This is a genomic window from Nocardia sp. NPDC051900 (assembly GCF_044452545.1).
Classification (GTDB): Bacteria; Actinomycetota; Actinomycetes; order Mycobacteriales; family Mycobacteriaceae; genus Nocardia; species Nocardia sichangensis.
Genome location: NZ_JBITBU010000014.1, coordinates 84,248 through 108,358, shown reverse-complemented (window position 1 = coordinate 108,358; position 24,111 = coordinate 84,248). Strand labels below are relative to the sequence as shown.

The window sequence follows — 24,111 nt, the reverse complement described above, 5'->3', positions numbered from 1 at the left end:
TTCTCGAAGCAAGCAGCATTCGATTCCGGCGCGGGTCGTGATGCGCGGGCTGGTCCGACTGGATCCGGACGAGCGCCGCTGGGACCGCGCCGAACCCGGGCGCTTCCAGCCGGTGCGTCGATGCCGATAGGGCACGGCCGGTGGTTACCCGCGCGTCCACGGGAAGCCGACCGGTGTTCGACGGTTACGCCAGGTGAGCGGTGAGGTTCGGTGCGGAGGCCTCCTTCGCGGCGGCCCTACTGCGGTGGCATGTCACCTGCGAAGCGCGTATCGGCGGGTTCCCGAGGCAACACCACGGTGAAGGTCGCACCGCGGCCCGGTTCGCTGTCGACCGACACCCGTCCGCCATGGGCCGTCACCAGGGCTTGGACGATGGACAGGCCGAGGCCGGCGCCGCCGCTGGTGCGGGTGCGTGAGGCGTCCGCGCGGTAGAAGCGTTCGAACACCCGGGCGGCGGCCTCGGGAGACAGGCCGGGGCCCGCGTCGATCACGTCGACCCGGACACGATCGGGGGCGGCCGTGAGCCGCACCGTGATCGGCGTTTCCTGCGGGGTGTGGGTCAGGGCGTTGCCGAGCAAGTTGCCCAGTACCTGGCGCAGGCGGGCCTCGTCGCCGATGACGTCCATGGTTCCCTCGCCGTCGCCGAGTGCCAGTGTGATCGGGCGATCCGGCGCGTCGGGCGAGGGTTTCTGGCGGGCGGCGATGGCCCTGGCGTTGTGCACGGCGTCGCCGGCGAGGGCGAGCAGGTCGACGGGTTTGCGCTCCAGCGGGCGTTTCTCATCCAGTCGCGCCAGCAACAGCAGATCTTCGACCAGCAGACCCATCCGCTCGGCCTCGGCCTCGATCCGGCCGACCACCATCCCCGCGTCGCTGCTGGCGCCCTGACGGTACAGCTCGGCGAAACCGCGGATCGTGGTCAGCGGCGTGCGCAGTTCGTGGCTGGCGTCCGCGACGAAGCGGCGCATCCGCGTCTCCGAGCGGCGGGCCGCTTCCTCCGAGGCCTCGGTCGCGGCCACGCCGTGCTGGATCTGCGCGAGCATCTCGTTCAACGACCGCGCCAGATGGTCGACCTCGGTGTCGACGCCGCGCACCGGGACCCGCCGGTGCAGGTCGCCGCCTGCGATCGCCGCCGCGGTCTGCTCCACCTCGCGCAGGGGCCGCAGGCTGCGCCGGATGACCAGGTAGCCGACGGCGCCGAGGGCAAGCAGTGCCGCCGCCCCCGTGCCGATCTCGAAGAAGATCAGCCGCGATACCGTCTCCTGGTTGTCGGTGAGCGGCAGGCCGATGGTGGTCGAGCCGTACTGGTTGGTGGTGGTCAGTACGCGCCAGCGCACCGAGGAACCGTCCGCGGAACCCACCGTCTGCGGGGTGTGGGCTTTCGCGCCGCTGAGATCCGGGTTGCCCGCGGCGCTGTTGGCGCCCGGTAGGTCCTGATACACCTGCCCGTCGGCGCCGGTACGCAGTTCGAAGAACCGGCGCGGCTGTTCGCCCGCCGATCTCGGCTGTACCGGCAGGGCCGGGAGATCGGCCGGAAGCCATTGCACTCGACCGTCGCTGGTCGTCACTTGGCGCATCGGACGCGGTTCCGCCCACTGCCGTGCCGCGTCGTAGAGCTGCTCGTCGGTGCGCTGGGTGAGCGATCGGCTCAGCGCCGAGGTCACCGCCGCGCCCGACGCGAACAACGCCGCCGCGGTCAACAGCAGCAGCACGATCACCAGCCCTATCCGCAGCGGGACCGCCGACACTCGCCGCGCGAGTTTCTCCCGTACGCTCACGTCCGGCTCACCTGCGGTTCGCGTAGCACGTATCCCACGCCACGCAGCGTGTGCAGCAGCTTCGGTTCGGTGGTGTCGATCTTGCGCCGCAGGTACGACACATACGACTCGACCACGCCCGCGTCGCCGCCGAAGTCGTAGCGCCAGACGTGGTCGAGGATCTTCGGCTTGCTCAGCACCTTGCCCGCGTTGACCATGAAGTACCGCAGCAGGGTGAACTCGGTCGGCGACAGCGACACCGGCGCGCCCGCTTTCCACACCTCGTGGCTGTCGTCGTCGAGCACGAGGTCGCCGACCGACATCCGGCTGGCGTTCTCCTGGACGGACTGTATTCCGCTGCGGCGCAAGATGACTCGGAGCCGGGCGATGACCTCCTCCAGGCTGAACGGCTTGGTCACGTAGTCGTCCGCGCCGAGGGTGAGGCCGGTGAGCTTGTCGTCGACGTCGTCACGCGCGGTCAGGAAGAGCACGGGGGCGTCGACCCCGTCGGCGCGCAGTCGCCGCAGCATCCCGAACCCGTCCATGCCCGGCATCATCACGTCGACGACGAGCGCGTCCGGCCGTAAGGTGCGCACGCGGTCCAGCGCCTCGGTTCCGCTGAGCGCGGTGGCCACCTCGAAGCCCTGGAACCGCAGGCTCACGGCGAGCAGTTCGATGATCATCGGTTCGTCGTCCACGATGAGGACGCGGGCTTCGGGTTCGGTGCCGGTCATGATCCCATGATTGCGCCGCAGGCACGGAGCGACCTGCGAGCAAGCTGGGTATTTCCTGGGAGCCACGCGGGCGCGGACACGCGAACGGAGTATCGCCGCGTCGCGGGACGCGGCGATACTCCGTCGGCAGGGATCGGAATCGTCAGCTGGTGGGTGCGGTCAGGTCGTAGACCGTGACGTTGCCGACCGTCTTCGCGGTGTAGTGCGCCTTCACCCACTCGGTGATCTCGTCCGCGGCCGACTTCTCGTCCCCGGAGCCGGGCCGCATGCCCTGCCCCTGCGCGATGAACCAGTGCACCTCGCCATCGGCCACGTACTGCTGGAACCGAGCCAATGTCGGCGCGTCGTCGCCGCCGCTGAAGCCGCCGATCGCGATCACCGACGTGCCGGTGCGCAATTCCAGGCTCGACGCGGTGCCGGAGCCGATGCTCGCCGCCGACCACCGGCTGTCGGTGTTCTTCAGCAGGGCGTTCAGCTCGGCGTTGTCGGCGCTGCCGCCCGGTCCACCGCCGCCGGGAGCACCGCCCGTGGGAGCCCCGTCACCGGTCGGCATGCCGCCGTCGGCCGCCATGTCTCCGGTGGGCAGTTCGCCGCCGGTGGGAGCCGCGTCTCCGGTCGGCCGGCTTGTGCCGGGAGGAGCCGCGCGGCCGGCCGCGGACGCTCCGTCGGCGGCCTCGGCGCGGCCGTCGTCCGCTCCCGGGCCCGGACCACCGGCTCCGCCCGCACCGGGCCCGCCCATGGAACCCGCCTGCGCGGGCCCGGAGGTGGGGATGCCGCCGCTGTGCGCGTGGGTGACCGTTTCGACCGCGTAGGCCGTCGACCCGGCGAATCCGGCGAGCAACGCCGTGGCCGCGATCGCGACGGCGATCCGGCGGTGCGCGCCGACCAGCAGCGCCACCGTGGCGATCGCCGTCGCGGCCACTACGGTCCAACGCAGCCACGGCAGCCAGTCCGGCGTGCGGTTCAGCAACACGAAAGCCCAGGCGCCGGTGACCGCCGACAGCAGTGCCAAGGTGATCCTGGCCGCCACGTGCCCGCGCCGCCGCCACAGTTGCGTCACCGCGATCGCGGCGACACCGGCGACGCCCGGCGCCAGGGCCACCGTGTAATACGGGTGGATGATGCCGCTCATGTAGCTGAAGACCAGGCCGGTACCGAGCAACCAACCGCCCCAGAGGATCAACCCCGCCCGCAGCCGATCGGTGCGCGGCGCGCGGCCACTCAGCCATAGCCCGGCGACCAAGCCGATCAGCGCGACCGGAAGCAGCCAGGAGACTTCGGTCGCCATGGTGCCGCTGAACAGCCGGGCCAGTCCGGTATCGCCGCCGAACGCGCCGCCCATGCCCCCGCCGCCGGGGCCGCCGGATCCCCCTCCGCTCGGATTGCCGCTGCCGCCGAGCAACCGGCCCATGCCGTTGTAGCCGAGCGCCAGTTCCCACAGGCTGTTGTCGGTCGACCCGCCGATGTACGGGCGCGAATCCGCGGGCCACAACTCCACCAGCAGCACGTACCAGCCGCCCGCGACCACCATGGCCGCGCACGCGGTGACCAATTTGCCGATGCGAGACCAGAATCCGCCCGCTCCCGCGACCAGGAACACCGAACCCAGGGCGGGCAGGATCAGGAACGCCTGCATCATCTTGGTCAGGAACGCGAAACCGATGGCGACACCGGCCAGCGCGAGCCAGCCGGTGCTCGCCGAACGCCAGCGCGGGTCGTGCGAGTCGATCGCCCGCACCGTGCAGTAGGCCGCCGCGATCAACAGCAGGGTCAGCAGCGCGTCCGGGTTGTCGAAGCGGAACATCAACGCGGCGACGGGAGTCGCCGCCAGCGCCGCACCCGCCAGCAGGCCCGCGCCGGGCCCGCTCCAACGCCGCACCGCGGCGTACAGCAGGGCCACCGAGCCGACGCCCATCAACGCTTGCGGCGCAAGCAGCGACCACGAGCCGAATCCGAACAGCCGCCCCGACAGCCCCATCACCCATAGCGCCGCGGGCGGCTTGTCCACCGTGATCGCGTTGCCTGCGTCGTGCGCGCCGAACAGCAGTGCCTTCCAGCTCTGCGTGCCCGCCTGCGCCGCGGCGGCGTAATACTCGTTCGCCCAACCGGATACCGTCAGATTCCACAGATACAGCACCGCGGTCGCGCCGAGCAGCGCGAACAACGCCGGGCGCGCCCATCGCGGTTGGGTCGCGGGCCCGAAGAACACGCGATCCGCCCGGGACCGGCGTGCCGGTGCGCGATGGGCGCCGACGAGTCGCTCGTCGGCCGCAACGCCCGGCGGGACGCTCGTGATCAGCGCCATGATTTCGCCTTCCTTTCGTCTGAACCTCTGCTCGAAGGCTAGGAAGGCAGCCTGCCCGCAAGCTGGGGCAAACCTGGGAGTGCGCTGTGCGGCCGAGCGGCCCTCGTCACTCGCTCGGCGGGATCAGACCGTGCTGACCACCTCCTCGTACGCCAGTCGCGGCGAACGCGGGAACCACGCGTTCGGGCCCGGCTTGCCGATATTGACCACGACGAGGCCGGTGTATTCGCCGCCAGGGAAGAAGTCCTCGTCCAGGCCCGCGCCGTCGAAGCCGTTCATCGGGCCCGCCGCCAGACCGGCGGCACGGACGCCGAGGATGAAGTAGCCGATCTGGATCAGGGCGTTGAAGCGCGCGGACTCCGCGCGGTAGTCGGCGTCCGCGAAGTAGTCCTTGGCCTCCGGCGCGTGCGGGAACACCGTGGGCAGGTGCTCGTGGAAATTCAGGTCGGCGGCGAGGATCGCCGACAGCGGCGCGGCGGCCGTCTTCGGCTTGTTGTTGTCGATCATGTGGGTGACCAGCCGGGCCCTGGCCTCGGGGCTGCGCACCAGAACGATCCGCAGCGGTTGCTGATTCATCGAGGTCGGTCCGTATTTGACCAGCTCGTAGATCGCGCGGATCTGCTCGTCGGTGACCGGCTCGTCGGTGAAGGCGTTCGCCGTGCGGGCCTCCCGGAACAGCAGGTCCCCGGCGTCGGCGGCGAGCGTGAGCAAATCCGGCTGAACGGAGTTCACAGGGTTTCTCCTCGATAGTGGTCGGATCAGTCGTGGACGACGCGCCGCGACCGGGTCAGCAAGGCGCCGTCGGCGCGGACGAGCACGTCGTGCACGACGCAGCTCGGCGCGATCTCCGGCTTGCTGTTCGGGCGGATCTTCACCACCAGGCAGTAGGCGGTGGACACGATGGTCCCGTCGTCCTGCGGCTGCAGGTTGATCATGTTGAACCAATGCCTGCGCTGCATCGGGTCGGTTTCGAAGCGCTTGTGGAACTCGACCAGGTCGGCGATGATCCCGGCCCTGGTCCGGGCCGGCGGAATGCCCGGTGTGTGCTCGAATTCCGCGTCCTCGGTAAAAGTCGCGGCGTAGCCGGGGATGTCGCGGTTGTCCAGCCGCTGCATCTGTTCGGCGTAGAACTGCTGGACCTCGGCGTACAACTCGGTGCGGCTGGCGACGGTGGTCATGGTTGCTCCTGTGGTCGCGGCGGGGCTCGGCTGCACGCCAGCGTGGTCCACGCCGCTAGAGCCTCGGTTGAGCCGACCTCCGTCGTCCGCGGTTGACCGGATCTATAGGACGCGGGTCGACCCTGGTGGTCGAGAAGCCCGGCGAGTTCGTAAGTTCGACCGATGGAGGAGTCATGGCGGAAAATCGGCGCGTCGCGCTGGTCACCGGAGCGACCAGCGGAATGGGCCTGGAGATCACCAAAAGCCTGGCGGCCCAGGGGATCGCGGTGTTCCTCTGCGCTCGCGATCAGCAGCGGGTGACCGACACGGTGAAGAGTCTGCAGGACGACGGTCACGAGGTGGACGGCACCGTCTGCGACGTCGCCGACGCCGCGCAGGTCCGCGAGTACGTCGACGCGGGTGTGCGGCGCTACGGCCCGATCGACATCCTGATCAACAACGCGGGCCGCAGCGGCGGCGGCGTCACCGCGCAGGTGACCGACGAACTGTGGTTCGACGTGATCAACACCAATCTCAACAGCGTGTTCCTGATGACGAAGGCGGTGCTGAACGCGGGCGGCATGCTCGAGCGCGGCAGCGGCCGCATCGTCAACATCGCCTCCACCGGCGGTAAACAGGGCGTGGTGCACGGCGCCCCGTATTCCGCGTCCAAGCACGGCGTGGTCGGCTTCACCAAAGCGCTCGGCCTCGAGCTGGCCAAGACCGGGATCACCGTCAACGCCGTGTGCCCCGGATTCGTGGAGACGCCGATGGCCGAGCGGGTGCGGGAGGTGTATTCGGGGCTGTGGGGCGTGGACACCGACGAGGTGCACGCCCGGGTCAGCGCGCGAGTGCCGATCGGCCGCTACGTGCAGCCGTTCGAGGTGGCGGCGATGGTCGACTATCTGATCGGGCCCGGAGCGGGCGCCGTCACCGCGCAGGCGCTGAACGTCTGCGGCGGCCTGGGTAATTACTGACAAGGAGTGACGGCAATGACCGCAGTGGAGGAGAACGTCCCCACCACCGGACACGAGGACTATCTGCGGGTGCTGGAGGCGATCCAGACCGGCGCGTTGCAGTTGCTCGCGGGCTTTCCGCAGCAGCCGAGCGCACTGCGCTTCCAGGTGGGGGAGGTGACCGTCGAGGCCGAGTGGGCGGCCGTGCCCGCACCGATCGCGGCGGCCGCGGTGGAAGCCGTCGCCGCGCCGGAGGCTCCCGCGCTCGGCGCGGTCGTCCGCGCGCCCAGTGTCGGCGTGTTCTATCGATGCCCTGAGCCGGGCGCGGACCCGTTCGTCGAGGTCGGCGAACGGGTGAGCGCCGGGCAGCAGGTCGGCATCGTCGAGGCGATGAAGTTGATGATCCCGGTGACGGCGCAGGCGGGCGTGATCACCGGGATCCTCAAGGAAGACGGCGAACCGGTTCAATTCGACGAGCCCCTGTTCTCGTATTCGCCGGAATGACGGTGTGTTTCGAGCGGGCGGCCGCGACGCCAGGTGAGCACCCGGCGTTGTGTCCGCCCGCCGACCTGTGCGGCGCCGATGAGCGTCAGCACGTCGCCGTTCAGCGACATCTGCCGCACCTGCTCGGTCCGCGCCCATGCCGGGTTGGAGCAGACGCTGATCGCGTGCACCACCTCCGTGCCGGTGCGCCGCCAGGTGCCCGCGTACCCCATGAACGGGGTGGCTCCCTGGGCTCCGTCGGTGCGCATCATGCTCACCGACATGTAACCGTGCGCGCCGTAGATCAGCAGGCCGCGCGGTGCGTCGCCGAGCGGGCCCGTGCTGGTGACGTCCTGCTCGTCGATGTCGTAGTAGGAGACCAGTTCCCAGGTGCCGACAAGATCGGTTGCGTTCATGACACCGACGATGGCGGCCGCCGCTCTAATCACGCTGTAGCCGGTTGCCGGGCGAAGCGGTGACTGGCCCGCACCAGTTGCCAGACGACGTCCAGCTCCTCGCGATCGCGCGGCCCGTACACCATCACCAGCGTCCCGGGCAGGTATCCCCGCCGGGCCATCGGATGCGCCTCCGCCCAGCCCAGCCGAACCGACTGCGCCACAGTGTCTTTCGGCAGGCACATGTGCAGACTGCCGTCCCCGTGCCCGTGCAGGTGGGCGAATTCGGTGCCCGCGAGATACGCCTCGCGGGGTCCATGGGCGATCGTCGGCCGCAGGTGCAGGGCCCGGGTGTCGGGCAGGGAGACTCCACTGCGGCCGAGCAGAACGCCGTCGAGCGTGGTCATCCGCGACCACAGCTCCTCTTGCAACTCCGGCGGAGCGATCTGGTCGAGTTGCTGGTGCGGATTGTGCGCACGAGTGCGCGGCCGGTCACCGGAGCGCCGTGGCAGATCCAGGCGGCCGTCCACTGTTGTCGTCGTCATGACTGTGCTCCCTTCGGATTTCGCGTATTCGCGACCCCTGGAAACACATTACTTTCCAAAGTATAGTAGTAACCAAGGGGAAAGTGACTTACCGGGAGGACGTATGACAACCGCGCCGGTCGACCCTTGTCCGATCACACCCGTCATCGACCTGGTGTTCGGCCGCTGGTCCACCCAGGTGCTCTGGGTGCTCACCCACGACGGCAAGCTGCGCTTCACCGAACTGCAACAGCGCATTCCCGGTCTGACACCCAAGGTCCTCACCCAGCGCCTGCGCCAGCTCGAACGCGACGGCCTGGTCGCGCGCACCTACCACCCCGAGGTCCCGCCGCGCGTCGAATACGAGGCGACCCCACTGGCCAGAACGCTCACCCCGGTGTTCAGCAGCATCGTGACCTGGTCGTCCGAACACCTCGGCGAGGTCCTCGCGGCCCGCGCCGCCTATGACGCGGGAGAGACCCCGGGCTGATCCGCCCTACCGAAGACACGAGTGATCCGTGGTCCAGGGCGGCCGCTGTCACTGCGCCGGCCATCGCGGACGAGCGCCGAGCGCGGTGGCGCTACGGTGCGGGCGCTGGTCGAGCGGCGAGTTCGAGCAGGCATCCGGCCAACTCGCGCGGCATCGTGATCATGCAGTCGTGCCCGGTGGGGAGTACATGGAGGCGGGCGGGAGGCAGATCGGCCGGTGGCAGGGTGCGGGGCATGGCCGCGCGCATCGCCTTGAAGTCCTCGCCGCCTTCGCCGCAGTGGACGTGCGTCACCGGAATCTTCGCCAGTGCCGCGGGATTCGTCAGTGTCATCGGCTGCTGGAAGGTCTTCAGCGACTGCGGCGTCTGCATGGACGCCAGCCAGCCGAGATCGGGCTCCTCGGTGACGCCGTAGAGGCCGCCGTCGCCGGTCGGTTCGGTCTGCGGCGGCACCAGCCAGCCGTCGCCGGTGGCGGCCGCCGCGGTGGCGAAGGCGTCGACCATGCCCGGCATGATGTCGGCCACCGCCTCGCCGTCGCGCGGCACGAACGTGTCGATGTAGACGAGTTCGGCGATGCGGTCCGGCACGGCGTCGGCCAGCGCGGTGACGACGATGCCGCCGTAGCTGTGACCCACCAGGACGACTTCGGTCGCGTCCTCTGCGGTGACCAGCTCGATCAGGTCCTGAACATGGGTGTCGAGCCCGACATCCGGGGTCAGCAGGTGCGCGCGGTCCCCCAGACCGACCAGCGAGGGGGCCAGCACGCGGTGACCGGCGTCTTCCAGCAGCGGAGTCACTCGCTGCCAGACCCATCCGCCGTGGAAGGCGCCGTGAATGAGCAGGTAGGTCGACACGATCAGTTCTCCCTGAGTTTCGTTAGGGTCGCGACGGTTTCGGTCGCGGGCGGCACCGGCTCCGGGCGGATGCCGAGGCCGATCACCCTGGCCACCAGCCGGGGCAGGCGCGGGAAACGGCGCAGCAGCCGCACCAGCAGCGGCTTGTCGGTCCCGGGCCGTCCCGCACTGGGGTACAGGTCCGACAGCAAGTGCAATTGCGCGAATTGCACCACGCGCATCGGGAATTCGCGGCGGCGCTGAACGGTGCGCAGCTGCGTCGTGGACGCGGTCGCGCCCGCGGCGAGGATCGGCGCCAGCAGGCGAGCGGTCGCGATGGCGTCCTGCACCGCGAGATTGATGCCCACCCCGCCCGCCGGGGACATCGCGTGCGCCGCGTCCCCGATCGCCAGCAGGCCGGGACGGTACCAGCGGCGCAGCCGATCCACTCGGACGTCGAGGGGTTTCACGTCGTCCCAGTCCTGGATCTCCGCCTCCAGACGCGGCGCGAGCACGGGATAGATGCCGGACAGATCCGCACGGAACCGCGCCAGCCCCGCCGCCCGGATCGTCGCGAAGCCGCCCTTCGGAATCATGTACGCGACCTGGAGATAGTCACCGCGATCGATACAGACGATGAAGAATCCCTTCCCGCTGCGCACGGTGGGCAGGCGCTCGCCCTCCGGCTTGCCGACGCGGAACCAGAGCACGTCCATGGGCGCCGCGCTGGCGGCGACCTCGAGCAGCCCCGACCGGCGCACGATCGAGTGCCGCCCGTCGGCGGCGATCACCAGGTCGGCGCTGACCTCCAGCGGACCGTCAGCGGTCTCGGCGCGTACGCCCGTCACCGCACCGCCGCGCTGGATCAGCTCGGTGACCTCCGCTTCCTGCACCAACCGGAAGCCGGGGTAGCGCCCGCCCGCCTCGGCGAGGAAATTCAGCACATCCCACTGCGGCATGAACGCCACGAACGGGAAGGGCCCGGGCAGCGCGCTGAAGTCGGCGAACACCACCGGACCGGTGGCGGCCGCCATCGGCAGCTGAGGCAGCTCGACGTGCGGCAGCGCGAGGAATTCCTCGGCCAAGCCGAGTTCGTTCATCGCGAGCAGTGTCGAGGTGTGCACGGTGTCGCCCCGGAAATCCCGCAGGAAGTCCGGATGCTTCTCCAGCACCAGCACTTCCACGCCGGAACGCGCCAGCAGCAGGCCGGTCATCAGTCCGGCGGGGCCGCCGCCGATCACGCAGACCCGCACGGATTCGGTGCTCACGCCAGGCATGTGGGGACCTGCCCGCCGTTGTAGAGCACCATCTCGTCGAAAATCGCCAGCACGTCCAGCGGCTCGCCGAGTTCGCCGCCGGACAGTTCCGCATCGGCGCGATACAGGTTGCCGACCAACCGCTCCTGGTCGACCAGGTCGGCGAACTCACCGTGGTCGGCCTCCAGCGCGATCGCCAGCGGCGTCAGCCCGAGTGCGCGTCCCTCCACGGCCAGGTCCTGCACCCAGCGCAGATAACGCAGCGTCTGGTCGAAGATCTCAGGTCCGGTGACGGGGCCGTGTCCGGCGACGACCGTCTCGGCGCCCAGCGCGGCCAGCCGCCGGATCGCGTTGACGGAACCCCTGACCGACCCCATCAGGCAGAACGGCGCAGCGCCCGCCATCACCAGGTCTCCGGCGAACAGCACGCGCTCCTCGGGCAGCCACGCCACCACGTCGTTGGTGGTGTGCGCGGCGGTGCCGAAGTGAATGAGCTCCACCCGGCGCTCGCCCTGGTGCAAGGTCAGGTGATAGCTGAACGTGATGCTCGGCAACGTGACCCGCACATCGCCCCATTCGACATCCGGCCACAGCTTCGTCAGCGCCAGGCCGGTCTCGATCATCTCCGGCCGGATCCGGTCGTGGCCGACGACGACGGCGGCCGGGCCGAACAGATGATTGCCGAAGTTGTGGTCGCCGTGGTGATGAGTGTTCACGATGACGCGGGCCGGGCCGGTACCCAGCCCGTCGACGAACTCGACGAGTGCCCGGGTGCGCCCTTCCGTCGCCAGCGTGTCGATCACCACCGCGCCGTCCGGCCCGGTCAGCACGCCGGCGTTGCTGACGCACCAGCCGCCGCGGCTGTGCGTGTAGGCGTGGACGCCGTCGGCGATCTCCTGTACGCGCGGCGTCGCGGTCGTCTCGGTGGCGGTCATGTCGGTGACTTCGTCGTCGCGGCACAGCGTTCCGCGCACCGCAGCGTGTTGCGACTGTTGGCGGACAGCGCTTCGGTGAGGTACGCGCGGGCGTCGGCGAGATCGGTGTTCGCGCCGAGGATCTCGCGCGCGGCCTCGGGATTGATCGCGACCGTGTGCCGCGCGGTCACCACCGCGCCGTCCGGACCCTCGGCGAATTCCCACGCACCGCTGTGGCCGAACAGGATCGCGGGCGGCACCAGCTGTTTGTAATCGATTCGCTCGCCGGGCACACACACCCGGATCGACTTCGTGGTGTGCGGGATACCGCCCGCCGTCACCGTGTCCATCTCCATCAGCTGCACGCCCTCGGCATCCTCGGTGAGCTCGATGCGGCCGACGTGCGGCACCTGCTCGGGCCAGCGTTCGCTGTGGTAGACGAAGTCATACGCCTCGGAGGACGAGCATTCCAGCGTCACGGTGTCCTCGAAGGCGTGGATCACCTCGTCCACCGGGTGGCCGAGCTCGGCGACGCGGGCCAGCGCCGCGAGCTCGACCACGCTGTTGCGATCGACCGACGCGGCGACCTGCGCGGCATCGGCCCCGTCCACCACCGCGAAGTGGTGGTCCAAGGTGACCTTCGTCGCGCCGGGACCGATCTCGCGGAACGACCAGCCGCCGCCCATCGACGCGAACGGCGCCTGGCTGCGTTCCTGCTCGAACACGATGCGGCGCTGCTCGGCGTCCAGCACCCGCCGCGACGTCCAGTTCTTCACCGCGCCGCCGACGGTCGCCCACAGCCGGAAGCGCTCCTCGTCCGGCCCCTGGTGCAGGTGGCGCACCAGCACGCTCGGCTCGAAGATCACCGGCCATCTGGTCACGTCGGCGACCAGACCGTAGACGACGTCCGGGGCGGCCTGCACCACCCTGCTGTGGGACATCACTTCGCCGCTCATGCCGCACCGCGCAGTTGGGCGTTCACGATGTCGACCAGCTCTTGCGGCGTCTTGACCTCGACGAGTTCTTCCTCCGGGATCGTCACGCCGAAATCGCGCTGGATCCGCGCCGCGGTCTCGATGAGCGCGAGCGAGTCGTAGCCCAGCTCCTCGAATTCCACGGCGGCGATGTCGCCGCCGAGTTCGGCGAGGTCCTCGCCGCCCGCGCAGTCCACCAGAATGCGGCGTAGTTCGGTGATGGTCATGGTCATGATTCGCTCCTCGGCAGATCTCGATCGGACACGGCGCGCACGACGACCGCGGAGTTGAAACCCCAGCGCCCGCGTGCCAGGACGAGCGCGCCGCCGACGGTGGCGGAGCGCGGGGCGCCGAGAACCAGATCGATCCGGTAGTCCTCGGCGAGCGTGGAGGTGCGGGCGGTCGGCGGGATCACCGAGTCGCGCATGGCCAGCAGCGCGGTGACGACGTCGAGCGGACCCGCACCGGAGAACAGGCGTCCGGTCAGCGGTTTCGACGCGGTGACCGGAACGCCGCCCGGCCCGAACAGCGCCTCGATGGCGGCGGCCTCGTCGCGGTCGCGATCGGGTATGCCGGAGGCGTCGGCGAACACCACGTCGATGTCACCTGGCGTCATCCCGGCGTCGGCCAGCGCGAGTTCGGCGGCGCGGCGCAGGCCCGACGGACGGCCGGAGCCGGGCGGCGGGTCGAAGGTCGAGGCGTAGCCGGCGATTTCACCGTGCACTTTGGGCACCCCACGGGCACGCGCGGCGGTGGCGTCCTCCACGACCAGCATCGCGCCGCCTTCACCGGGCACGTAGCCGGCGGCGCGGGCGTCGAAAGGCAGATAGGCGCGGTCGGGGTCGGTCGCGGCGCTCACCCCGCCGCTGGACAGATGCGAAGCCCAGCCCCACGGGTCCAGCGCCGAGTCGACGCCGCCGGTGACCACCAGCGGGGTCCCGCGCCGCACGGTGCGCCGCGCGTGGCCGATCGCGTCCAGTCCGCCCGCCTGCTCGGCGACCAAGGCGCTGCTCGGCCCGCGCATGCCGTGCCGGATGGAGATCTGGCCGGTGTTGACCGCGTAGAACCACGCGAAGGACTCGTACACGCTTACGTGCTCGGAGCCGAGCGACCACAGCTTGTTGAATTCGCGATGGGTGAATTCGAAACCGCCGGAAGCGTTTCCGGTCACCACGCCCATGTCGTAGTCGGTCATCGTCGCCGTGTCGACCTTCGCGTCGTCCAGCGCCCACTGCGCGGCGACCAGCGCCATCCGGGTCGAGACGTCCGTCTGTGGCAGCAGCCTGCTCGGCAGGTGCTCACCGGCGTCGAAATCGGCCACCTGTCCGGCCAGTCGCGCCGACGAACCGCTGGTGTCGAACCGGGTGAGCGGCGCGATCCCGCCGCGCCCGGCCAGCACGGCGTCCCAGAAACGCTCCACGCCCATGCCGTTCGGCGCGAGCACTCCCATTCCGGTCACGAGGATCATGCCGCCACCGCCTCCGCCTTACGCAGCACCATCGCGCTCTGGAAGCCGCCGAACCCGCTGCCCACGGTGAGCACGGTGTCCATCCGATGGTCGCGGGCGACCAGCGGCACGTAGTCCAGATCGCATTCGGGATCGGGTTCGTGCAGGTTCGCCGTCGGCGGCACCACCTGGTATTCCAGCGCCAGCAGCGAGGCGGCGATCTCGACCGAGCCGATCGCGCCGAGCGAATGCCCGACCATCGACTTGATCGAGCTCATCGGCGTGGCGTAAGCGTGCGCGCCGAGACTGCGCTTCACCGCTGCGGTCTCGTGCCGGTCGTTCTGCCTGGTGCCGGAGCCGTGCGCGTTGATGTAGTGCACACCGGTCGGGTCGATCCTGGATTCGTCGAGCGCGACCCGGATCGCCTCGGCCATCTCGCGGCCGTCGGCCTTGAGGCCCGTCATGTGGTAGGCGTTGCACCTGGTCGCGTACCCGGATATCTCGGCGTAGATGTGCGCGCCACGCTTGCGCGCGCTCTCGTACTCCTCCAGCACGAACATCGCGGCGCCTTCGGCGAGTACGAACCCGTTGCGCGAGTTGTCGAACGGCCGCGAGGCCACCTCCGCCTCGTCGTTGCGCGGGGTGGTCGCCTTGATCGCGTCGAAGCAGGCCACCACGATCGGTGTGATGGGGGTGTCCGACGCGCCCGCAACCATGACGTCGGCGGAGCCCTCGCGGATCAGCTGCACCGCGTGGCCCACCGAGTCCAGTCCCGAGGTGCATCCGTTGGAGACCATCGCCACCGGTCCCTCGGCGCCCACGCTCCAGGCCACTTCGGCGGGCATCACGCTGGGGATCATGTAGTCGAACATGTGCGGAGAGAGATACGTCTCGTCGACCAGCCAGTTCTTCCCGGAGTCCGACAGCACCAGGTATTCGCGCTCCAGGCTGGTGGCCGCGGCGACCGCACTGCCGAGGCTCACGCCGAGCCGGTGCGGATCGACCGTCGCGAGGTCGAGCCCGCTGTCGGACACCGCCTCCCGCGCGCAGACCACGGCGAACTGCACAGCCCGGTCCATGCGACGAATCTCCCTGGGAGACAGCCCTTCCAGCGCCGCGTCGAAGTCCGCTTCACCGGCCACCTGGGACCGGTACGGCGAGGCGTCGAAGAACGAGATCCGGCGCGTCGCCGTGCGGCCCTCGGACAGCAGCTTCCAGAACTCGTCCTTGCCCGACCCGCCGGGCGCGCGGACGCCGAGCCCGGTGACGACAACGCGGCGGCTCATCGCACACCACCGGATGCATTGGTGTTCATGGCGTTCTCCCTTCGATGGTGCGATCGAGCATCGGGGACGGTCCTCGAACCTCGCTCGAGCGAGCGAGTCGAGTTGTTCTCGAGCGGTGGGGCGCAGGCTGTCGCTGTGATCGCCCGGCCGGCGCCGCCCGGACCGATCACCTGTTCCCGAGCACAGGAGACACGCGTGATGAAGTCAGCACACGGCCAGCACGGCGCCGCGGACTGGGTGCTCTGCCCGGCATGCCTGATCCCGCTGTACGGCAAGCGGTTCGCCCGCGACCTCGGCGTCTGTGGCGAATGCGGCAGGCACACGCCGATCACCGCGCGGCAGCGCATCGAGCAGCTCGCCGACGAGGGACGCTTCGAGCCGCTGCCGGTCGCCGCCACCGACGAAGACCCGCTGACCTTCACCGACACCAAGCCCTACCCGGACCGGCTGGCCGCCGCGCGCTCCCGCACCGGCATGCACGACGCGGTGCTGTGCGCGCTGGCCGCGATCGAGGGCAGGCCGGTGGTGATCGCCGCCATGGACTTCCGATTCCTGGGCGGCAGCCTCGGCACCGCGGTCGGCGAAATGATCACCGCCGCTGCCGAAACCGCGCTGGCCCAACGTGTTCCGCTGATCATTGTCACCGCCTCCGGAGGCGCCCGGATGCAGGAGGGCCCGCTGTCGCTGATGCAAATGGCCAAGACCAGCGCGGCGCTGGAGCAACTGGACCGGGCGGGCATCCTCACCGTCACCCTGATCACCGATCCCACCTACGGCGGCGTCGCGGCTTCCTTCGCCACTCTCTCCGACGTGCTGATCGCCGAACCGGGCGCCCGGCTCGGGTTCGCCGGACGGCGAGTGATCGAGCAGACCATCCGGCAGGAATTGCCGCCGAAGTTCCAGACCGCCGAATTCCTGCTGGAACGCGGGCTCGTCGACATGATCGTGCCGCGCGCGGGCCTGCGCCAGGCGCTCGGCGCACTGCTGCGGGCCGCGGGACCGGTCGATTCCGCCGAGACCTTCGTCCCCGCCGACGCGGGCGTGATCACCGATCCGGCCCGCGTTCCCGCGACCGATCCCTGGACACAAGTGCGCCGGGCGCGGTCTCCGCAGCGGCCGACCGCGCTGGACTACTTCGCACTCGCCTTCGACGAGTTCCGCGAGTTGCGCGGCGACCGGATCTCCGGCGATTGCGCCGCGGTGGTCGGCGGAACGGCGTGGCTCGGCGGGCGGCCGGTCATGGTGATCGGCCACCAGAAAGGACACGACCCCAAGGAGCTGATGGAACGCAACTTCGGCATGCCGACTCCGGCCGGCTATCGCAAAGCGGCTCGTCTGATGCGCCTGGCCGAGAAGCTCGGGCTGCCCGTGGTCACCTTGATCGACACGCCCGGCGCGTATCCGGGCGCGACCGCCGAGGAGCAGGGGCAGGCGATCGTCATCGCGGAGAACATCCGGTTGATGTCCGCGCTGCGGGTGCCGGTGATCAGCGTGGTGATCGGCGAGGGCGGCAGCGGCGGGGCCCTGGCGCTCGGCGTCGCCAACCGGGTGCTGATGTTCGCGAACGGCACGTACTCGGTGATCAGCCCGGAAGGCTGCGCGGCGATCGTGTGGAACGATCCCGCCGCCGCACCGGAGGCCGCGGCCGCGCTGTCGCTGACCGCGCGGGACCTGCTGCGTCTCGGTGTCGTCGACGCGGTGCTGCCCGAGCCGGGCGACGACGTGGGCGCGGCCCCCGTGGCCGCGGCCGAACAGCTGCACCGGGCCCTGACCGCGACCCTCGGCGAACTGTCCGGTCGCAGCGGTGCGGAGCTGGCCGACGAGCGCCGCGCCCGGTTCCGGCGCTTCGGCGCGCGGCGGCAGGTCCTGGTCCGGTCGGTCGCGTAGGAGTGGCGCAATGTTCGAGAAGATCCTGATCGCCAACCGTGGTGAGATCGCGCTGCGCGTCGCGCGCACCTGCCGCGAACTCGGCGTGCGCACCGTCGCGGTGCACTCGGTCGCCGACGCCGAGTCGGCGGTGGTGGGTTTCGCCGACGAGGCGGTGCAGATCGGCCCGTCCGCGGCCAAGCGCAGTTATCTGAACGCCGCGGCGATCCTGGCCGCCGCCGAGCTCACCGGCGCGGACGCGATCCATCCCGGATACGGATTCCTCTCCGAGTCACCGGATTTCGCCGACGCGTGCCGGGCGGCGGGCGTCACGTTGATCGGGCCGCCCGCCGACGTGATGGCCCAGCTCGGCGACAAGCAGTCGGCGCGCACGCTGATGGCGAAGGCGGGACTGCCGCTGCTGCCGGGCAGCCTCGATCCGCTCGAACTCGACGAGGCGCACGCGCTCGCGGATTCGATCGGCTACCCGGTGATCGTCAAGGCGGCCGCGGGCGGAGGCGGGCGCGGCATGCAGGTGGTGCACGAGAGTGCGGCGTTCCCGCGCGCATATCAGGAGACCAGGGCGACGGCGCGGATGCTGTTCGGCGACAGCCGGGTGTACCTGGAGAAGTACCTCGCCGCCGCCAGGCACGTCGAGATCCAGGTGCTGTGCGATGCCTACGGCAATGGCGTGCACCTGGGTGAACGCGACTGCTCGGTGCAGCGCAGGCACCAGAAATTGATCGAGGAATCGCCTGCCCCGCTGCTGCCGGACGGTCTGGCCGAGCGAATGGGCGCATCCGCCGTGCACGGTGTGCTCGAGGCAGGGTATACCGGCGCGGGAACCGTGGAATTCCTGGTCGATCGGGACGGCAATTACTATTTCATGGAAGTGAACTGCCGAATTCAGGTCGAACATCCGGTCACTGAAATGGTGACAGGTATAGATCTCATCGCCGAGCAGATTCGAGTCGCGGCGGGGCAACCGCTCGGCATCGATCAGGAAGATATCGTCCTGCGCGGCGCGGCGATCGAATGCCGGATCAATGCCGAAGACCCTGCCGCGGAATTCGCGCCCGCTCCGGGAATCCTGGCGGAATTCACCCCGCCCGGCGGCCCCTTCGTCCGCGTCGACACCCATGCGCACGCCGGATATTCGATACCTCCGCACTATGATTCGCTGCTGGCCAAACTGGTGGTATGGGCGCCGGACCGGGACCGGGCGCTGGCCCGGATGCGGCGGGCGCTGGCGGAATTCCGGATTTCCGGCGCCCGCGTCGCGACCACCCGGGATTTCCTGTACGAGGTGCTCGACCATCCAGCCATGCGCGCCGCAACGCACACCACCGGGCTGGTGGACGAGCTCCTCGGGCGGGGATGAGCGCGCCGGAGGTTCGCCCGGCCCGCGGCGATCGCGGCCGGGCGTCGGCGTCAGGCGGTCTCGGCGGCGGCGCGGTGCTCGGGGGAGTACCACCCGATCAGGTAACCGGCGTGGCGGCTGTTGAGCATCGCGCTCACCGAGTCGTCGGAGGCGGTCAGGATGTCCCGGTGCAACTTCTGCAGCTTCTGGCAGGGGTCGAGCCCCAGTTCGTCCTGCATGGAACGGCTGAATCGCTGGTAGGAGGCCAGGGCGCGAGCGCGCTGGCCCGACCGGCACAGGGCGAACATGTAGTACGCCTGGAGCCGCTCGTGCAGCGGATGCTGCATGGTCAGCCGCGCCAGGTCGGGACAGACCTCACGATGCCTGCCCAGTCGCAATTCCGCCTCCACGCGCAACTCGATGTTGGTCAGCCGCAGGTGATCCAGATGCGAGATCTCGGCGGCGAGCGGGATGCCACCCTCCACGTCCACCAGCGCGGGACCGCTCCACAGCGCTTCCGCGGCGCTGAACAGGTCCACCGCGCGCTCGTCGTCGCCGGTCTTGGCGGCGCATCGGGCTGCGTCGGACATGGACTGATAGTCACGCAGGTCGAACACACAGTCCCGCACGTCGAAGGAATAGCCTTTGCTGCGCGTGCGCAGATAGCGTTCGGCCACCTCCGCCTGTCCGACTCCGAGTTGCTCCGCCATCTTCTTGCGGATGCCGAGCACATATGTTTGCACGACCGTCACCGCGCTGCGCGGCGGATCGTCGTTCCACAGTTCTTCGATCAGGGTCGTCACCGGGACAACGGTGTCGTGCCGGACCAAAAGTAATGCCAGCAACTGCCGCTGCTTCTGCGCGGTCGGCGTCGCATTGTGATTGTTCAGGGCAAGCGTCAACGGGCCTAGCACGCGAGCGCATACGGGATACTTCACTGGGAACTCTCCTACGGGCGAATTTCCCCCCGACCGACGTGAGATTCTCGATTCCCACCGCACTGTAGGCTTCGTCCACAGTAGCGAGAAATCCGTCTCGGCACCATGAATCCTGAGTAATATCGGAGTTAATTCCGTGCGCGGGCTCCGCGAATTCTCCTCGGCTGCAAGGAGATTGGCCCGTTATTTGCTCTTCCCCGTCAGCTGCGGCGAATTCGTAGGATGTTGTCTTTTCGCGTGCCCGGCCTGCCCTCGGGGCTCGCGTGTTCGCGCTCGACCTCCTCGTCCACTTCCACGTGCCATTCGGCCGGATCCAGCGCGAGACCGGCCCGTACTTCGGCAGTGGTCGGGAAATGCACGTCGGCGGGTGGTTCCAGTACCCAGGAGGGCCATTGCGCGTGACCGACGATCAGCAACAGCCCGCCGGGAGCCACCGCATCGGCCGCCCGGCTCAGGATGCGCGTCCGTTCGCCGTCCTTCGCCGCCGGTGAGTGCAGATACTGCGCCGTGACGAGGTCGAAACTTCCCGCGGGGAAGGTGTGGTCCAGATCGTGCCGCTGCCAATGTATTTCGCCGTCGATTCCCTGGCGGGCCGCGTTCGTCCTGGCTCGGGCCAGCGCGGTCTCCGACACGTCGACCGCCGTGACCCGCCAGCCGCGCCCGGCCAGCCAGATCGCGTCGGCGCCCTCGGCGCAGCCCAGGTCCAGTGCGGTGCCAGGGGGGACGGCTTCGAGCTCACGCACCAGCAAGAAGTTCGGCCGTCCGGACCAGATCTGGTCGCGCTCCTGGTAGAAGGCCTCCCAGTACTCGACAGTCGTCGGCGTCGTCCGGTCGGCGTGGTGATGGGGTGTCGCACTCATGCGTCCCACCATCCATCGGGCCGACCGGAACGGCAAATATCGTTGCCGGTTCGGCAACCCGCCCCGCCGGCTGCCCGCCCGGTGTCCCCGGCCGCGACCGCCCGTGGGTCAGTAGTCCTCGAGCGGGTCGCGCAGGATCATGCCCTCGGCCGCGCGCAGGCGCGTGGTCATGGTCGTCAGCAGGTCGACGGAGTCCTCGGACAGGCCGATGGCCGTGTGCAGCAGCCTGCGCAGCCGCGGGCTGGCGAGCCGGTCGGCGAGGGTGTTGTCGTGCTCGGTCGGTTCGGCGTCGAGCTGTCGGTCGAGATTCACGGGAAGGTACTCACAATCGGTCATCGGGCCCCCAGGAAACCATGTCAATGCGACGCTCGTGCCTGGAACGACGCGTGGGCACGGGCGAGATCGTTCCGGGGCGCAGCGTACATCGCGGACGGTCGGTCGCTGGACCGGGTCGAAATGGGTGCATGTGGTCTCCGTGCCGCAGTCGGGTCGGCTCGTCCGTGCCATGGCCGTGCCCGCTCCGGCGCCGAGATCGTGCCCATTGTTCCACTCTCCCTGGACAATTCGGCGCAGCGACCCCGTCTACGCAGGTTGCGGACGTGCTGCGGCACGCAGAAGCGCACGTCGTGCCCGGCAGCGGGTGCGGCCCGGTTCCCAACTCTGGGAAAATCGCCTTGGCGACGCGGCCGGCGGAAAACCGGGAGTTCAGCTCGTTCGCCCATGACACGATGGGGGCGGCCGAAGCAGGTACCGACCGACGAAGGGCCAGTCATGGGCAACCTCGACGACCGGGTGGCGGTGATCACCGGCGGCGCCCGCGGACAGGGGCGCGCGCACGCCTTGGCGCTGGCGAACGCGGGCGCGGACATCGTGGTGTGCGATATCGCCGCACCGGTGCCCGGCCTGCCCTACGAGCTGAGCACCCCCGGCGACCTGGCCGAGACCGCCGCGCTGGTCGAGCGGACCGGCCGCCGCTGTGTCGCCGTCCGAGCCGACGTGCGCAGCCTGGAACAGATGCGGACGGTCGCCGAGCGCGCGCTCGAGGAGTTCGACCGCATCGACATCCTCGTCGCCAATGCGGGCATCGCGTCCAACTCGCCCGTAGCCGAGATGGACGAGCGGTTGTGGCGGGACATGATCGACACGAACCTGACGGGCGTGTTCCACAGCTTCCGCGCGGTCGTCCCGCACATGATCGAGCGCCGCTGGGGTCGCGTGGTGGCCACCTCCTCCATCGTGGCGAAGATGGGCGTGCGCAACGCGGCGCACTACGCCGCGAGCAAATGGGGCGTGCTCGGCTTGGTGAAGTCACTGTCGTTGGAAGTGGCGGAGTACGGCATCACGGTGAACGCGCTGCTGCCCTCCGGCGTGGACACCGACATGATCCAGAATCCGGCGACCTGGCGGCTCATGATGCCGGACAAGGAGAATCCCACCAAGGAGGACTGGATGGCGATCATCGAATCCGGGCCGCCCAACGGTGATCTGATCCAGCCCGCCGAGGTGGCCGAGGCGATGCTGCTGCTGGTCTCCGAGCACGGCCGCCACTTCAACGGCGAAGCCGTCACCATCTCCTGCGGCGGGAGCGCGAGCACCTCTTAGGGCTCCGGCCGCAAAAGTGCTTCCCGCCACGAAGTTCGCGCGGTGGCGCTGACTCTCGCCGGTCGCCTTCCTTGCGGCGGCTGGACTGAGCGTCCTGGTCGAGGCGCAGACCGAGGCGGCGCGCTCGCGCGGCCGGATGATGCTGACCACCATCGTGCGGCCGGTTACCGGGCGATCGAGATCACCGGCCTGGCCGACCGGTTCCAGCGGGTCTCCTCGCTCGGCGCGGCACTCATCGACCTCGCGCACGATTACGGCGAGACCGCCCGACCGGCGCGCAACCGCAAGTCGCTCGAAGGCGTGAGCGAAGAAACGGATGCTCGTCCGCGAAGTAGCGGGCGTCGCGCGACGCCCGCTACCGAACGCTCATGAGGCCGAGCCGGGCCCCAGCTGGCCCGCTTGTGCACGACTGGCTCGCCGGGCACGTCCCTCGCGGCCGGGCCGAGGCGAAGCCTGTCGCGAAGCGTCAGTGGCGACGTGACTCGATCGCGTCGCGGGCCGCGTGCGCGGTCTGGGCTCCACGCTCGCGCGCCAGGTGTGCCGCGTGCACACCGCGTTCCTTGGCCGCGTCGGCGAGCTCAGGTCCGCGCTCTTTCGCGATCTCCGCCCATTCGGCGCCGCGCTGCTTCGCCAGATCCGCGAGGTGAACGCTCTGCTCCTTGGCGACCTCCGCCCATTCGGCGCCGCGCTCCTTGGCGATCTCGGCCCATTCCGCGCCGCGCTCTTTCGCGATTTCGGCCCAGTCCGCGCCGCGTTCTTTGGCGATCTCCGCCCAGTCGGCACCGTGTTCTTTGGCGATCTCGGCCCACTCCTGCCCGTGCGTCTTGGCGGTCTCGGCCCAGTCGCTGCCGTGCTCTTTCGCCGATTCCGCCCACCCGGGCCGGTGCCGCTGGGCCGATTCGGCGAGTTCCGCCCCCTTGCTCGCGGCCACCGCGCCCACTGCCCGCGCCTTGTCCGCGGCCTCGTGCGCGTGCTTGCGCAGTGCCGCGCCGGTGGCGGTGTCAGAGGCCGCGCCGAACGGCAACGCCGCGGTCACCGCGGCGGCGGCATCGCGTGCGGCCCTGCGGCCGCGCCAGCCCAGCGAAGGCTTGCCCTCGGTATCGGCGGCGGTGATCATCAGTCCGCCGAGCAGCCCGAGATCCTTGAGGAACGCGTTGCGCTTCGCCGACTTGCGGGCGGGATCCTGTTCGTTCCAGAAGTCCTGCTCGGTGACGGCCGCGGGCACGACGGTCGCGGCGAGCACCAAGGCGGCCAGTCGCGGTGCCTTGCCGAGGGCCAGCAAAACGCCGCCGCCCACCTGAGCGAAGGCGTTGACCTGCACGACGGTCGACGGATTCGATGGCAATTTCGCGGCGACCTCCGCGGGCAGCTGTCGTTGCCCCCGCTCCAGCAGTGCGTTCGCGGACTTCACCCGCTCGTCCGGGTGCCGCAGCGTATCGACCCCGTCGACCACGAACACGGTGGCCAGTAGCGGCCGGGCGAGTCGGCGCAACAACATGATAGAACCCCTTCCCTCGATGGCGTCACAATTCGGATTCCCGCGCGATTCGTGACCAAACAAGCCGGTCCGCCGCCGTGTGAAAGCGGACTCATCCGGGTAACAGCTGATCGAGAGAGATCGATCCAGGGGGTAGAAGGCGCCGCCGCACCGCTCGTTCTCCCGCCCCTGCTCCGCCGGAAGGTATCCGCTGTGAACACCCGTACGGCCACAACGGCTTTCGATGCCGTCGTCGCCGAGTTGCCCGCCGCGCCGAAGTGCACGTTCCGCTTCGATTCCGTGCCCTGCCGTCATCGCGCGGAATGGTTCATCCGTAAACGGTCTTGCTGCCATCCGGCGGGTGTGGATTTCCTCTGCGAGACCTGCCATACCCGCATCCACTGGATGCTGGACATGGGCATGGTGTTCGAATGCGCCGGATGCGGGGTGCACTCGGCCAGTTTCGCCGAACTGTGCCCGACCGTGGCACCGCTGTGAGTG

General features: G+C 69.6%; 26 protein-coding genes. 8 read left to right on the top strand and 18 right to left on the bottom strand.

Annotated features, from left to right (window positions below; all coding sequences use genetic code 11):
• Window positions 1-236 precede the first annotated feature (236 nt).
• The 5 genes from ACIA5H_RS23945 to ACIA5H_RS23925 all read right to left on the bottom strand — a co-directional run bounded on the left by ACIA5H_RS23945 (window position 237) and on the right by ACIA5H_RS23925 (window position 5,971).
• Entirely contained in the window at window positions 237-1,775 is a 1,539-nt protein-coding gene (locus ACIA5H_RS23945) for a sensor histidine kinase (protein ID WP_397077384.1), read from the bottom strand.
• Window positions 1,772-2,488: a response regulator transcription factor gene (locus ACIA5H_RS23940; protein WP_397077383.1), complete on the bottom strand. Its 717-nt coding sequence runs from the start codon at window positions 2,486-2,488 to the stop codon at window positions 1,772-1,774. The genes ACIA5H_RS23945 and ACIA5H_RS23940 overlap by 4 nt, the downstream gene beginning before the upstream one ends.
• Window positions 2,489-2,630: 142 nt before the next feature.
• On the bottom strand, window positions 2,631-4,793 hold the full coding sequence (locus ACIA5H_RS23935) for an ArnT family glycosyltransferase (protein WP_397077382.1): 2,163 nt from the start codon (window positions 4,791-4,793) through the stop codon (window positions 2,631-2,633).
• A 123-nt stretch (window positions 4,794-4,916) separates the two neighbouring features.
• Window positions 4,917-5,525 carry a malonic semialdehyde reductase gene (locus tag ACIA5H_RS23930; protein WP_355077922.1) on the bottom strand — a complete coding sequence of 203 codons (609 nt, stop codon included), beginning with the start codon at window positions 5,523-5,525 and terminating at the stop codon, window positions 4,917-4,919.
• 26 nt (window positions 5,526-5,551) lie between these two features.
• Window positions 5,552-5,971, bottom strand: a complete 420-nt coding sequence (locus ACIA5H_RS23925) for a nuclear transport factor 2 family protein (protein WP_355077921.1) — start codon at window positions 5,969-5,971, stop codon at window positions 5,552-5,554.
• Window positions 5,972-6,144: 173 nt separating this feature from the next.
• Here ACIA5H_RS23925 and ACIA5H_RS23920 point away from each other — a divergent pair, with 173 nt between their 5' ends.
• Window positions 6,145-6,927, top strand: coding sequence for an SDR family NAD(P)-dependent oxidoreductase (locus ACIA5H_RS23920; protein WP_355077920.1), 783 nt, complete (start codon window positions 6,145-6,147; stop codon window positions 6,925-6,927).
• A 15-nt stretch (window positions 6,928-6,942) separates the two neighbouring features.
• On the top strand, window positions 6,943-7,410 hold the full coding sequence (locus ACIA5H_RS23915; RefSeq protein WP_379253169.1) for an acetyl-CoA carboxylase biotin carboxyl carrier protein: 468 nt from the start codon (window positions 6,943-6,945) through the stop codon (window positions 7,408-7,410).
• On the opposite strand, the gene ACIA5H_RS23910 is transcribed toward ACIA5H_RS23915, so the two are convergent.
• Together ACIA5H_RS23910 and ACIA5H_RS23905 are read right to left on the bottom strand one after the other, a co-directional pair.
• Window positions 7,371-7,805 (bottom strand): lipocalin-like domain-containing protein, encoded by a 435-nt coding sequence (locus ACIA5H_RS23910; protein ID WP_379253170.1) that lies wholly within the window; start codon window positions 7,803-7,805, stop codon window positions 7,371-7,373. The two genes, ACIA5H_RS23915 and ACIA5H_RS23910, sit on opposite strands and share 40 nt — an antisense overlap.
• Before the next feature lie 29 nt (window positions 7,806-7,834).
• Window positions 7,835-8,329, bottom strand: coding sequence for a luciferase family protein (locus ACIA5H_RS23905; RefSeq protein WP_397077381.1), 495 nt, complete (start codon window positions 8,327-8,329; stop codon window positions 7,835-7,837).
• Window positions 8,330-8,432: 103 nt separating this feature from the next.
• Here ACIA5H_RS23905 and ACIA5H_RS23900 point away from each other — a divergent pair, with 103 nt between their 5' ends.
• A complete protein-coding gene (locus tag ACIA5H_RS23900; protein WP_379253173.1) occupies window positions 8,433-8,798 on the top strand; it encodes a winged helix-turn-helix transcriptional regulator in 366 nt (121 codons plus the stop codon).
• 91 nt (window positions 8,799-8,889) lie between these two features.
• Here ACIA5H_RS23900 and ACIA5H_RS23895 read toward each other — a convergent pair whose 3' ends face one another.
• From ACIA5H_RS23895 to ACIA5H_RS23865, 7 genes are read right to left on the bottom strand one after another with little or no spacing between them, the layout of a single operon-like run.
• Window positions 8,890-9,651 (bottom strand): alpha/beta fold hydrolase, encoded by a 762-nt coding sequence (locus ACIA5H_RS23895; RefSeq protein WP_379253174.1) that lies wholly within the window; start codon window positions 9,649-9,651, stop codon window positions 8,890-8,892.
• A gap of 2 nt (window positions 9,652-9,653) precedes the next feature.
• Window positions 9,654-10,907, bottom strand: a complete 1,254-nt coding sequence (locus tag ACIA5H_RS23890; RefSeq protein WP_397077380.1) for an FAD-dependent oxidoreductase — start codon at window positions 10,905-10,907, stop codon at window positions 9,654-9,656.
• A complete protein-coding gene (locus tag ACIA5H_RS23885) occupies window positions 10,895-11,821 on the bottom strand; it encodes an MBL fold metallo-hydrolase (RefSeq protein WP_397077379.1) in 927 nt (308 codons plus the stop codon). The genes ACIA5H_RS23890 and ACIA5H_RS23885 overlap by 13 nt, the downstream gene beginning before the upstream one ends.
• Entirely contained in the window at window positions 11,818-12,756 is a 939-nt protein-coding gene (locus tag ACIA5H_RS23880; RefSeq protein ID WP_397077378.1) for an aromatase/cyclase, read from the bottom strand. Before ACIA5H_RS23880 ends, ACIA5H_RS23885 begins: the two co-directional genes overlap by 4 nt.
• Window positions 12,753-13,007 carry a phosphopantetheine-binding protein gene (locus tag ACIA5H_RS23875; RefSeq protein WP_355077911.1) on the bottom strand — a complete coding sequence of 85 codons (255 nt, stop codon included), beginning with the start codon at window positions 13,005-13,007 and terminating at the stop codon, window positions 12,753-12,755. Before ACIA5H_RS23875 ends, ACIA5H_RS23880 begins: the two co-directional genes overlap by 4 nt.
• On the bottom strand, window positions 13,004-14,242 hold the full coding sequence (locus ACIA5H_RS23870; protein ID WP_379253178.1) for a ketosynthase chain-length factor: 1,239 nt from the start codon (window positions 14,240-14,242) through the stop codon (window positions 13,004-13,006). Before ACIA5H_RS23870 ends, ACIA5H_RS23875 begins: the two co-directional genes overlap by 4 nt.
• On the bottom strand, window positions 14,239-15,507 hold the full coding sequence (locus tag ACIA5H_RS23865) for a beta-ketoacyl-[acyl-carrier-protein] synthase family protein (RefSeq protein WP_379253179.1): 1,269 nt from the start codon (window positions 15,505-15,507) through the stop codon (window positions 14,239-14,241). Before ACIA5H_RS23865 ends, ACIA5H_RS23870 begins: the two co-directional genes overlap by 4 nt.
• 198 nt (window positions 15,508-15,705) lie before the next feature.
• Here ACIA5H_RS23865 and accA point away from each other — a divergent pair, with 198 nt between their 5' ends.
• On the top strand, window positions 15,706-17,394 hold the full coding sequence (gene accA, locus ACIA5H_RS23860; RefSeq protein WP_397077441.1) for an acetyl-CoA carboxylase carboxyl transferase subunit alpha: 1,689 nt from the start codon (window positions 15,706-15,708) through the stop codon (window positions 17,392-17,394).
• Between the two features lie 10 nt (window positions 17,395-17,404).
• Entirely contained in the window at window positions 17,405-18,754 is a 1,350-nt protein-coding gene (locus tag ACIA5H_RS23855) for an acetyl/propionyl/methylcrotonyl-CoA carboxylase subunit alpha (protein ID WP_397077377.1), read from the top strand.
• 50 nt (window positions 18,755-18,804) lie between these two features.
• On the opposite strand, the gene ACIA5H_RS23850 is transcribed toward ACIA5H_RS23855, so the two are convergent.
• The 3 genes from ACIA5H_RS23850 to ACIA5H_RS23840 all read right to left on the bottom strand — a co-directional run bounded on the left by ACIA5H_RS23850 (window position 18,805) and on the right by ACIA5H_RS23840 (window position 20,843).
• A complete protein-coding gene (locus ACIA5H_RS23850; protein ID WP_379253181.1) occupies window positions 18,805-19,671 on the bottom strand; it encodes a BTAD domain-containing putative transcriptional regulator in 867 nt (288 codons plus the stop codon).
• A 200-nt stretch (window positions 19,672-19,871) separates the two neighbouring features.
• Window positions 19,872-20,531, bottom strand: a complete 660-nt coding sequence (locus tag ACIA5H_RS23845) for a class I SAM-dependent methyltransferase (protein WP_379253182.1) — start codon at window positions 20,529-20,531, stop codon at window positions 19,872-19,874.
• A gap of 108 nt (window positions 20,532-20,639) precedes the next feature.
• Complete coding sequence (locus tag ACIA5H_RS23840) at window positions 20,640-20,843, bottom strand: hypothetical protein (RefSeq protein WP_355077905.1); 204 nt, start codon at window positions 20,841-20,843, stop codon at window positions 20,640-20,642.
• Window positions 20,844-21,302: 459 nt separating this feature from the next.
• Between ACIA5H_RS23840 and ACIA5H_RS23835 the strand changes: the two genes are divergently transcribed.
• Together ACIA5H_RS23835 and ACIA5H_RS23830 are read left to right on the top strand one after the other, a co-directional pair.
• Window positions 21,303-22,133 carry a mycofactocin-coupled SDR family oxidoreductase gene (locus ACIA5H_RS23835; protein ID WP_397077376.1) on the top strand — a complete coding sequence of 277 codons (831 nt, stop codon included), beginning with the start codon at window positions 21,303-21,305 and terminating at the stop codon, window positions 22,131-22,133.
• A gap of 42 nt (window positions 22,134-22,175) precedes the next feature.
• A complete protein-coding gene (locus ACIA5H_RS23830; RefSeq protein ID WP_397077375.1) occupies window positions 22,176-22,505 on the top strand; it encodes a hypothetical protein in 330 nt (109 codons plus the stop codon).
• 94 nt (window positions 22,506-22,599) lie between these two features.
• Here the strand turns inward: ACIA5H_RS23830 and ACIA5H_RS23825 are convergent, their stop codons facing one another.
• Window positions 22,600-23,631 carry a DoxX family membrane protein gene (locus ACIA5H_RS23825; protein ID WP_379253184.1) on the bottom strand — a complete coding sequence of 344 codons (1,032 nt, stop codon included), beginning with the start codon at window positions 23,629-23,631 and terminating at the stop codon, window positions 22,600-22,602.
• A 192-nt stretch (window positions 23,632-23,823) separates the two neighbouring features.
• Here ACIA5H_RS23825 and ACIA5H_RS23820 point away from each other — a divergent pair, with 192 nt between their 5' ends.
• Window positions 23,824-24,108 (top strand): hypothetical protein, encoded by a 285-nt coding sequence (locus ACIA5H_RS23820; protein ID WP_397077374.1) that lies wholly within the window; start codon window positions 23,824-23,826, stop codon window positions 24,106-24,108.
• Window positions 24,109-24,111: the final 3 nt, after the last annotated feature.

What these genes read in the sequence shown, in the direction of transcription:
- ACIA5H_RS23940 (WP_397077383.1), bottom strand. Translation starts at nt 2,488, where the DNA reads ATGACCGGCACCGAACCCGAAGCCCGCGTCCTCATCGTGGACGACGAA.
- ACIA5H_RS23935 (WP_397077382.1), bottom strand. Translation starts at nt 4,793, where the DNA reads ATGGCGCTGATCACGAGCGTCCCGCCGGGCGTTGCGGCCGACGAGCGA.
- ACIA5H_RS23925 (WP_355077921.1), bottom strand. Translation starts at nt 5,971, where the DNA reads ATGACCACCGTCGCCAGCCGCACCGAGTTGTACGCCGAGGTCCAGCAG.
- ACIA5H_RS23920 (WP_355077920.1), top strand. Translation starts at nt 6,145, where the DNA reads ATGGCGGAAAATCGGCGCGTCGCGCTGGTCACCGGAGCGACCAGCGGA.
- ACIA5H_RS23915 (WP_379253169.1), top strand. Translation starts at nt 6,943, where the DNA reads ATGACCGCAGTGGAGGAGAACGTCCCCACCACCGGACACGAGGACTAT.
- ACIA5H_RS23910 (WP_379253170.1), bottom strand. Translation starts at nt 7,805, where the DNA reads ATGAACGCAACCGATCTTGTCGGCACCTGGGAACTGGTCTCCTACTAC.
- ACIA5H_RS23905 (WP_397077381.1), bottom strand. Translation starts at nt 8,329, where the DNA reads ATGACGACGACAACAGTGGACGGCCGCCTGGATCTGCCACGGCGCTCC.
- ACIA5H_RS23900 (WP_379253173.1), top strand. Translation starts at nt 8,433, where the DNA reads ATGACAACCGCGCCGGTCGACCCTTGTCCGATCACACCCGTCATCGAC.
- ACIA5H_RS23890 (WP_397077380.1), bottom strand. Translation starts at nt 10,907, where the DNA reads ATGCCTGGCGTGAGCACCGAATCCGTGCGGGTCTGCGTGATCGGCGGC.
- ACIA5H_RS23885 (WP_397077379.1), bottom strand. Translation starts at nt 11,821, where the DNA reads ATGACCGCCACCGAGACGACCGCGACGCCGCGCGTACAGGAGATCGCC.
- ACIA5H_RS23880 (WP_397077378.1), bottom strand. Translation starts at nt 12,756, where the DNA reads ATGAGCGGCGAAGTGATGTCCCACAGCAGGGTGGTGCAGGCCGCCCCG.
- ACIA5H_RS23875 (WP_355077911.1), bottom strand. Translation starts at nt 13,007, where the DNA reads ATGACCATGACCATCACCGAACTACGCCGCATTCTGGTGGACTGCGCG.
- ACIA5H_RS23870 (WP_379253178.1), bottom strand. Translation starts at nt 14,242, where the DNA reads ATGATCCTCGTGACCGGAATGGGAGTGCTCGCGCCGAACGGCATGGGC.
- ACIA5H_RS23865 (WP_379253179.1), bottom strand. Translation starts at nt 15,507, where the DNA reads ATGAGCCGCCGCGTTGTCGTCACCGGGCTCGGCGTCCGCGCGCCCGGC.
- accA (WP_397077441.1), top strand. Translation starts at nt 15,706, where the DNA reads ATGAAGTCAGCACACGGCCAGCACGGCGCCGCGGACTGGGTGCTCTGC.
- ACIA5H_RS23855 (WP_397077377.1), top strand. Translation starts at nt 17,405, where the DNA reads ATGTTCGAGAAGATCCTGATCGCCAACCGTGGTGAGATCGCGCTGCGC.
- ACIA5H_RS23845 (WP_379253182.1), bottom strand. Translation starts at nt 20,531, where the DNA reads ATGAGTGCGACACCCCATCACCACGCCGACCGGACGACGCCGACGACT.
- ACIA5H_RS23835 (WP_397077376.1), top strand. Translation starts at nt 21,303, where the DNA reads ATGGGCAACCTCGACGACCGGGTGGCGGTGATCACCGGCGGCGCCCGC.
- ACIA5H_RS23825 (WP_379253184.1), bottom strand. Translation starts at nt 23,631, where the DNA reads ATGTTGTTGCGCCGACTCGCCCGGCCGCTACTGGCCACCGTGTTCGTG.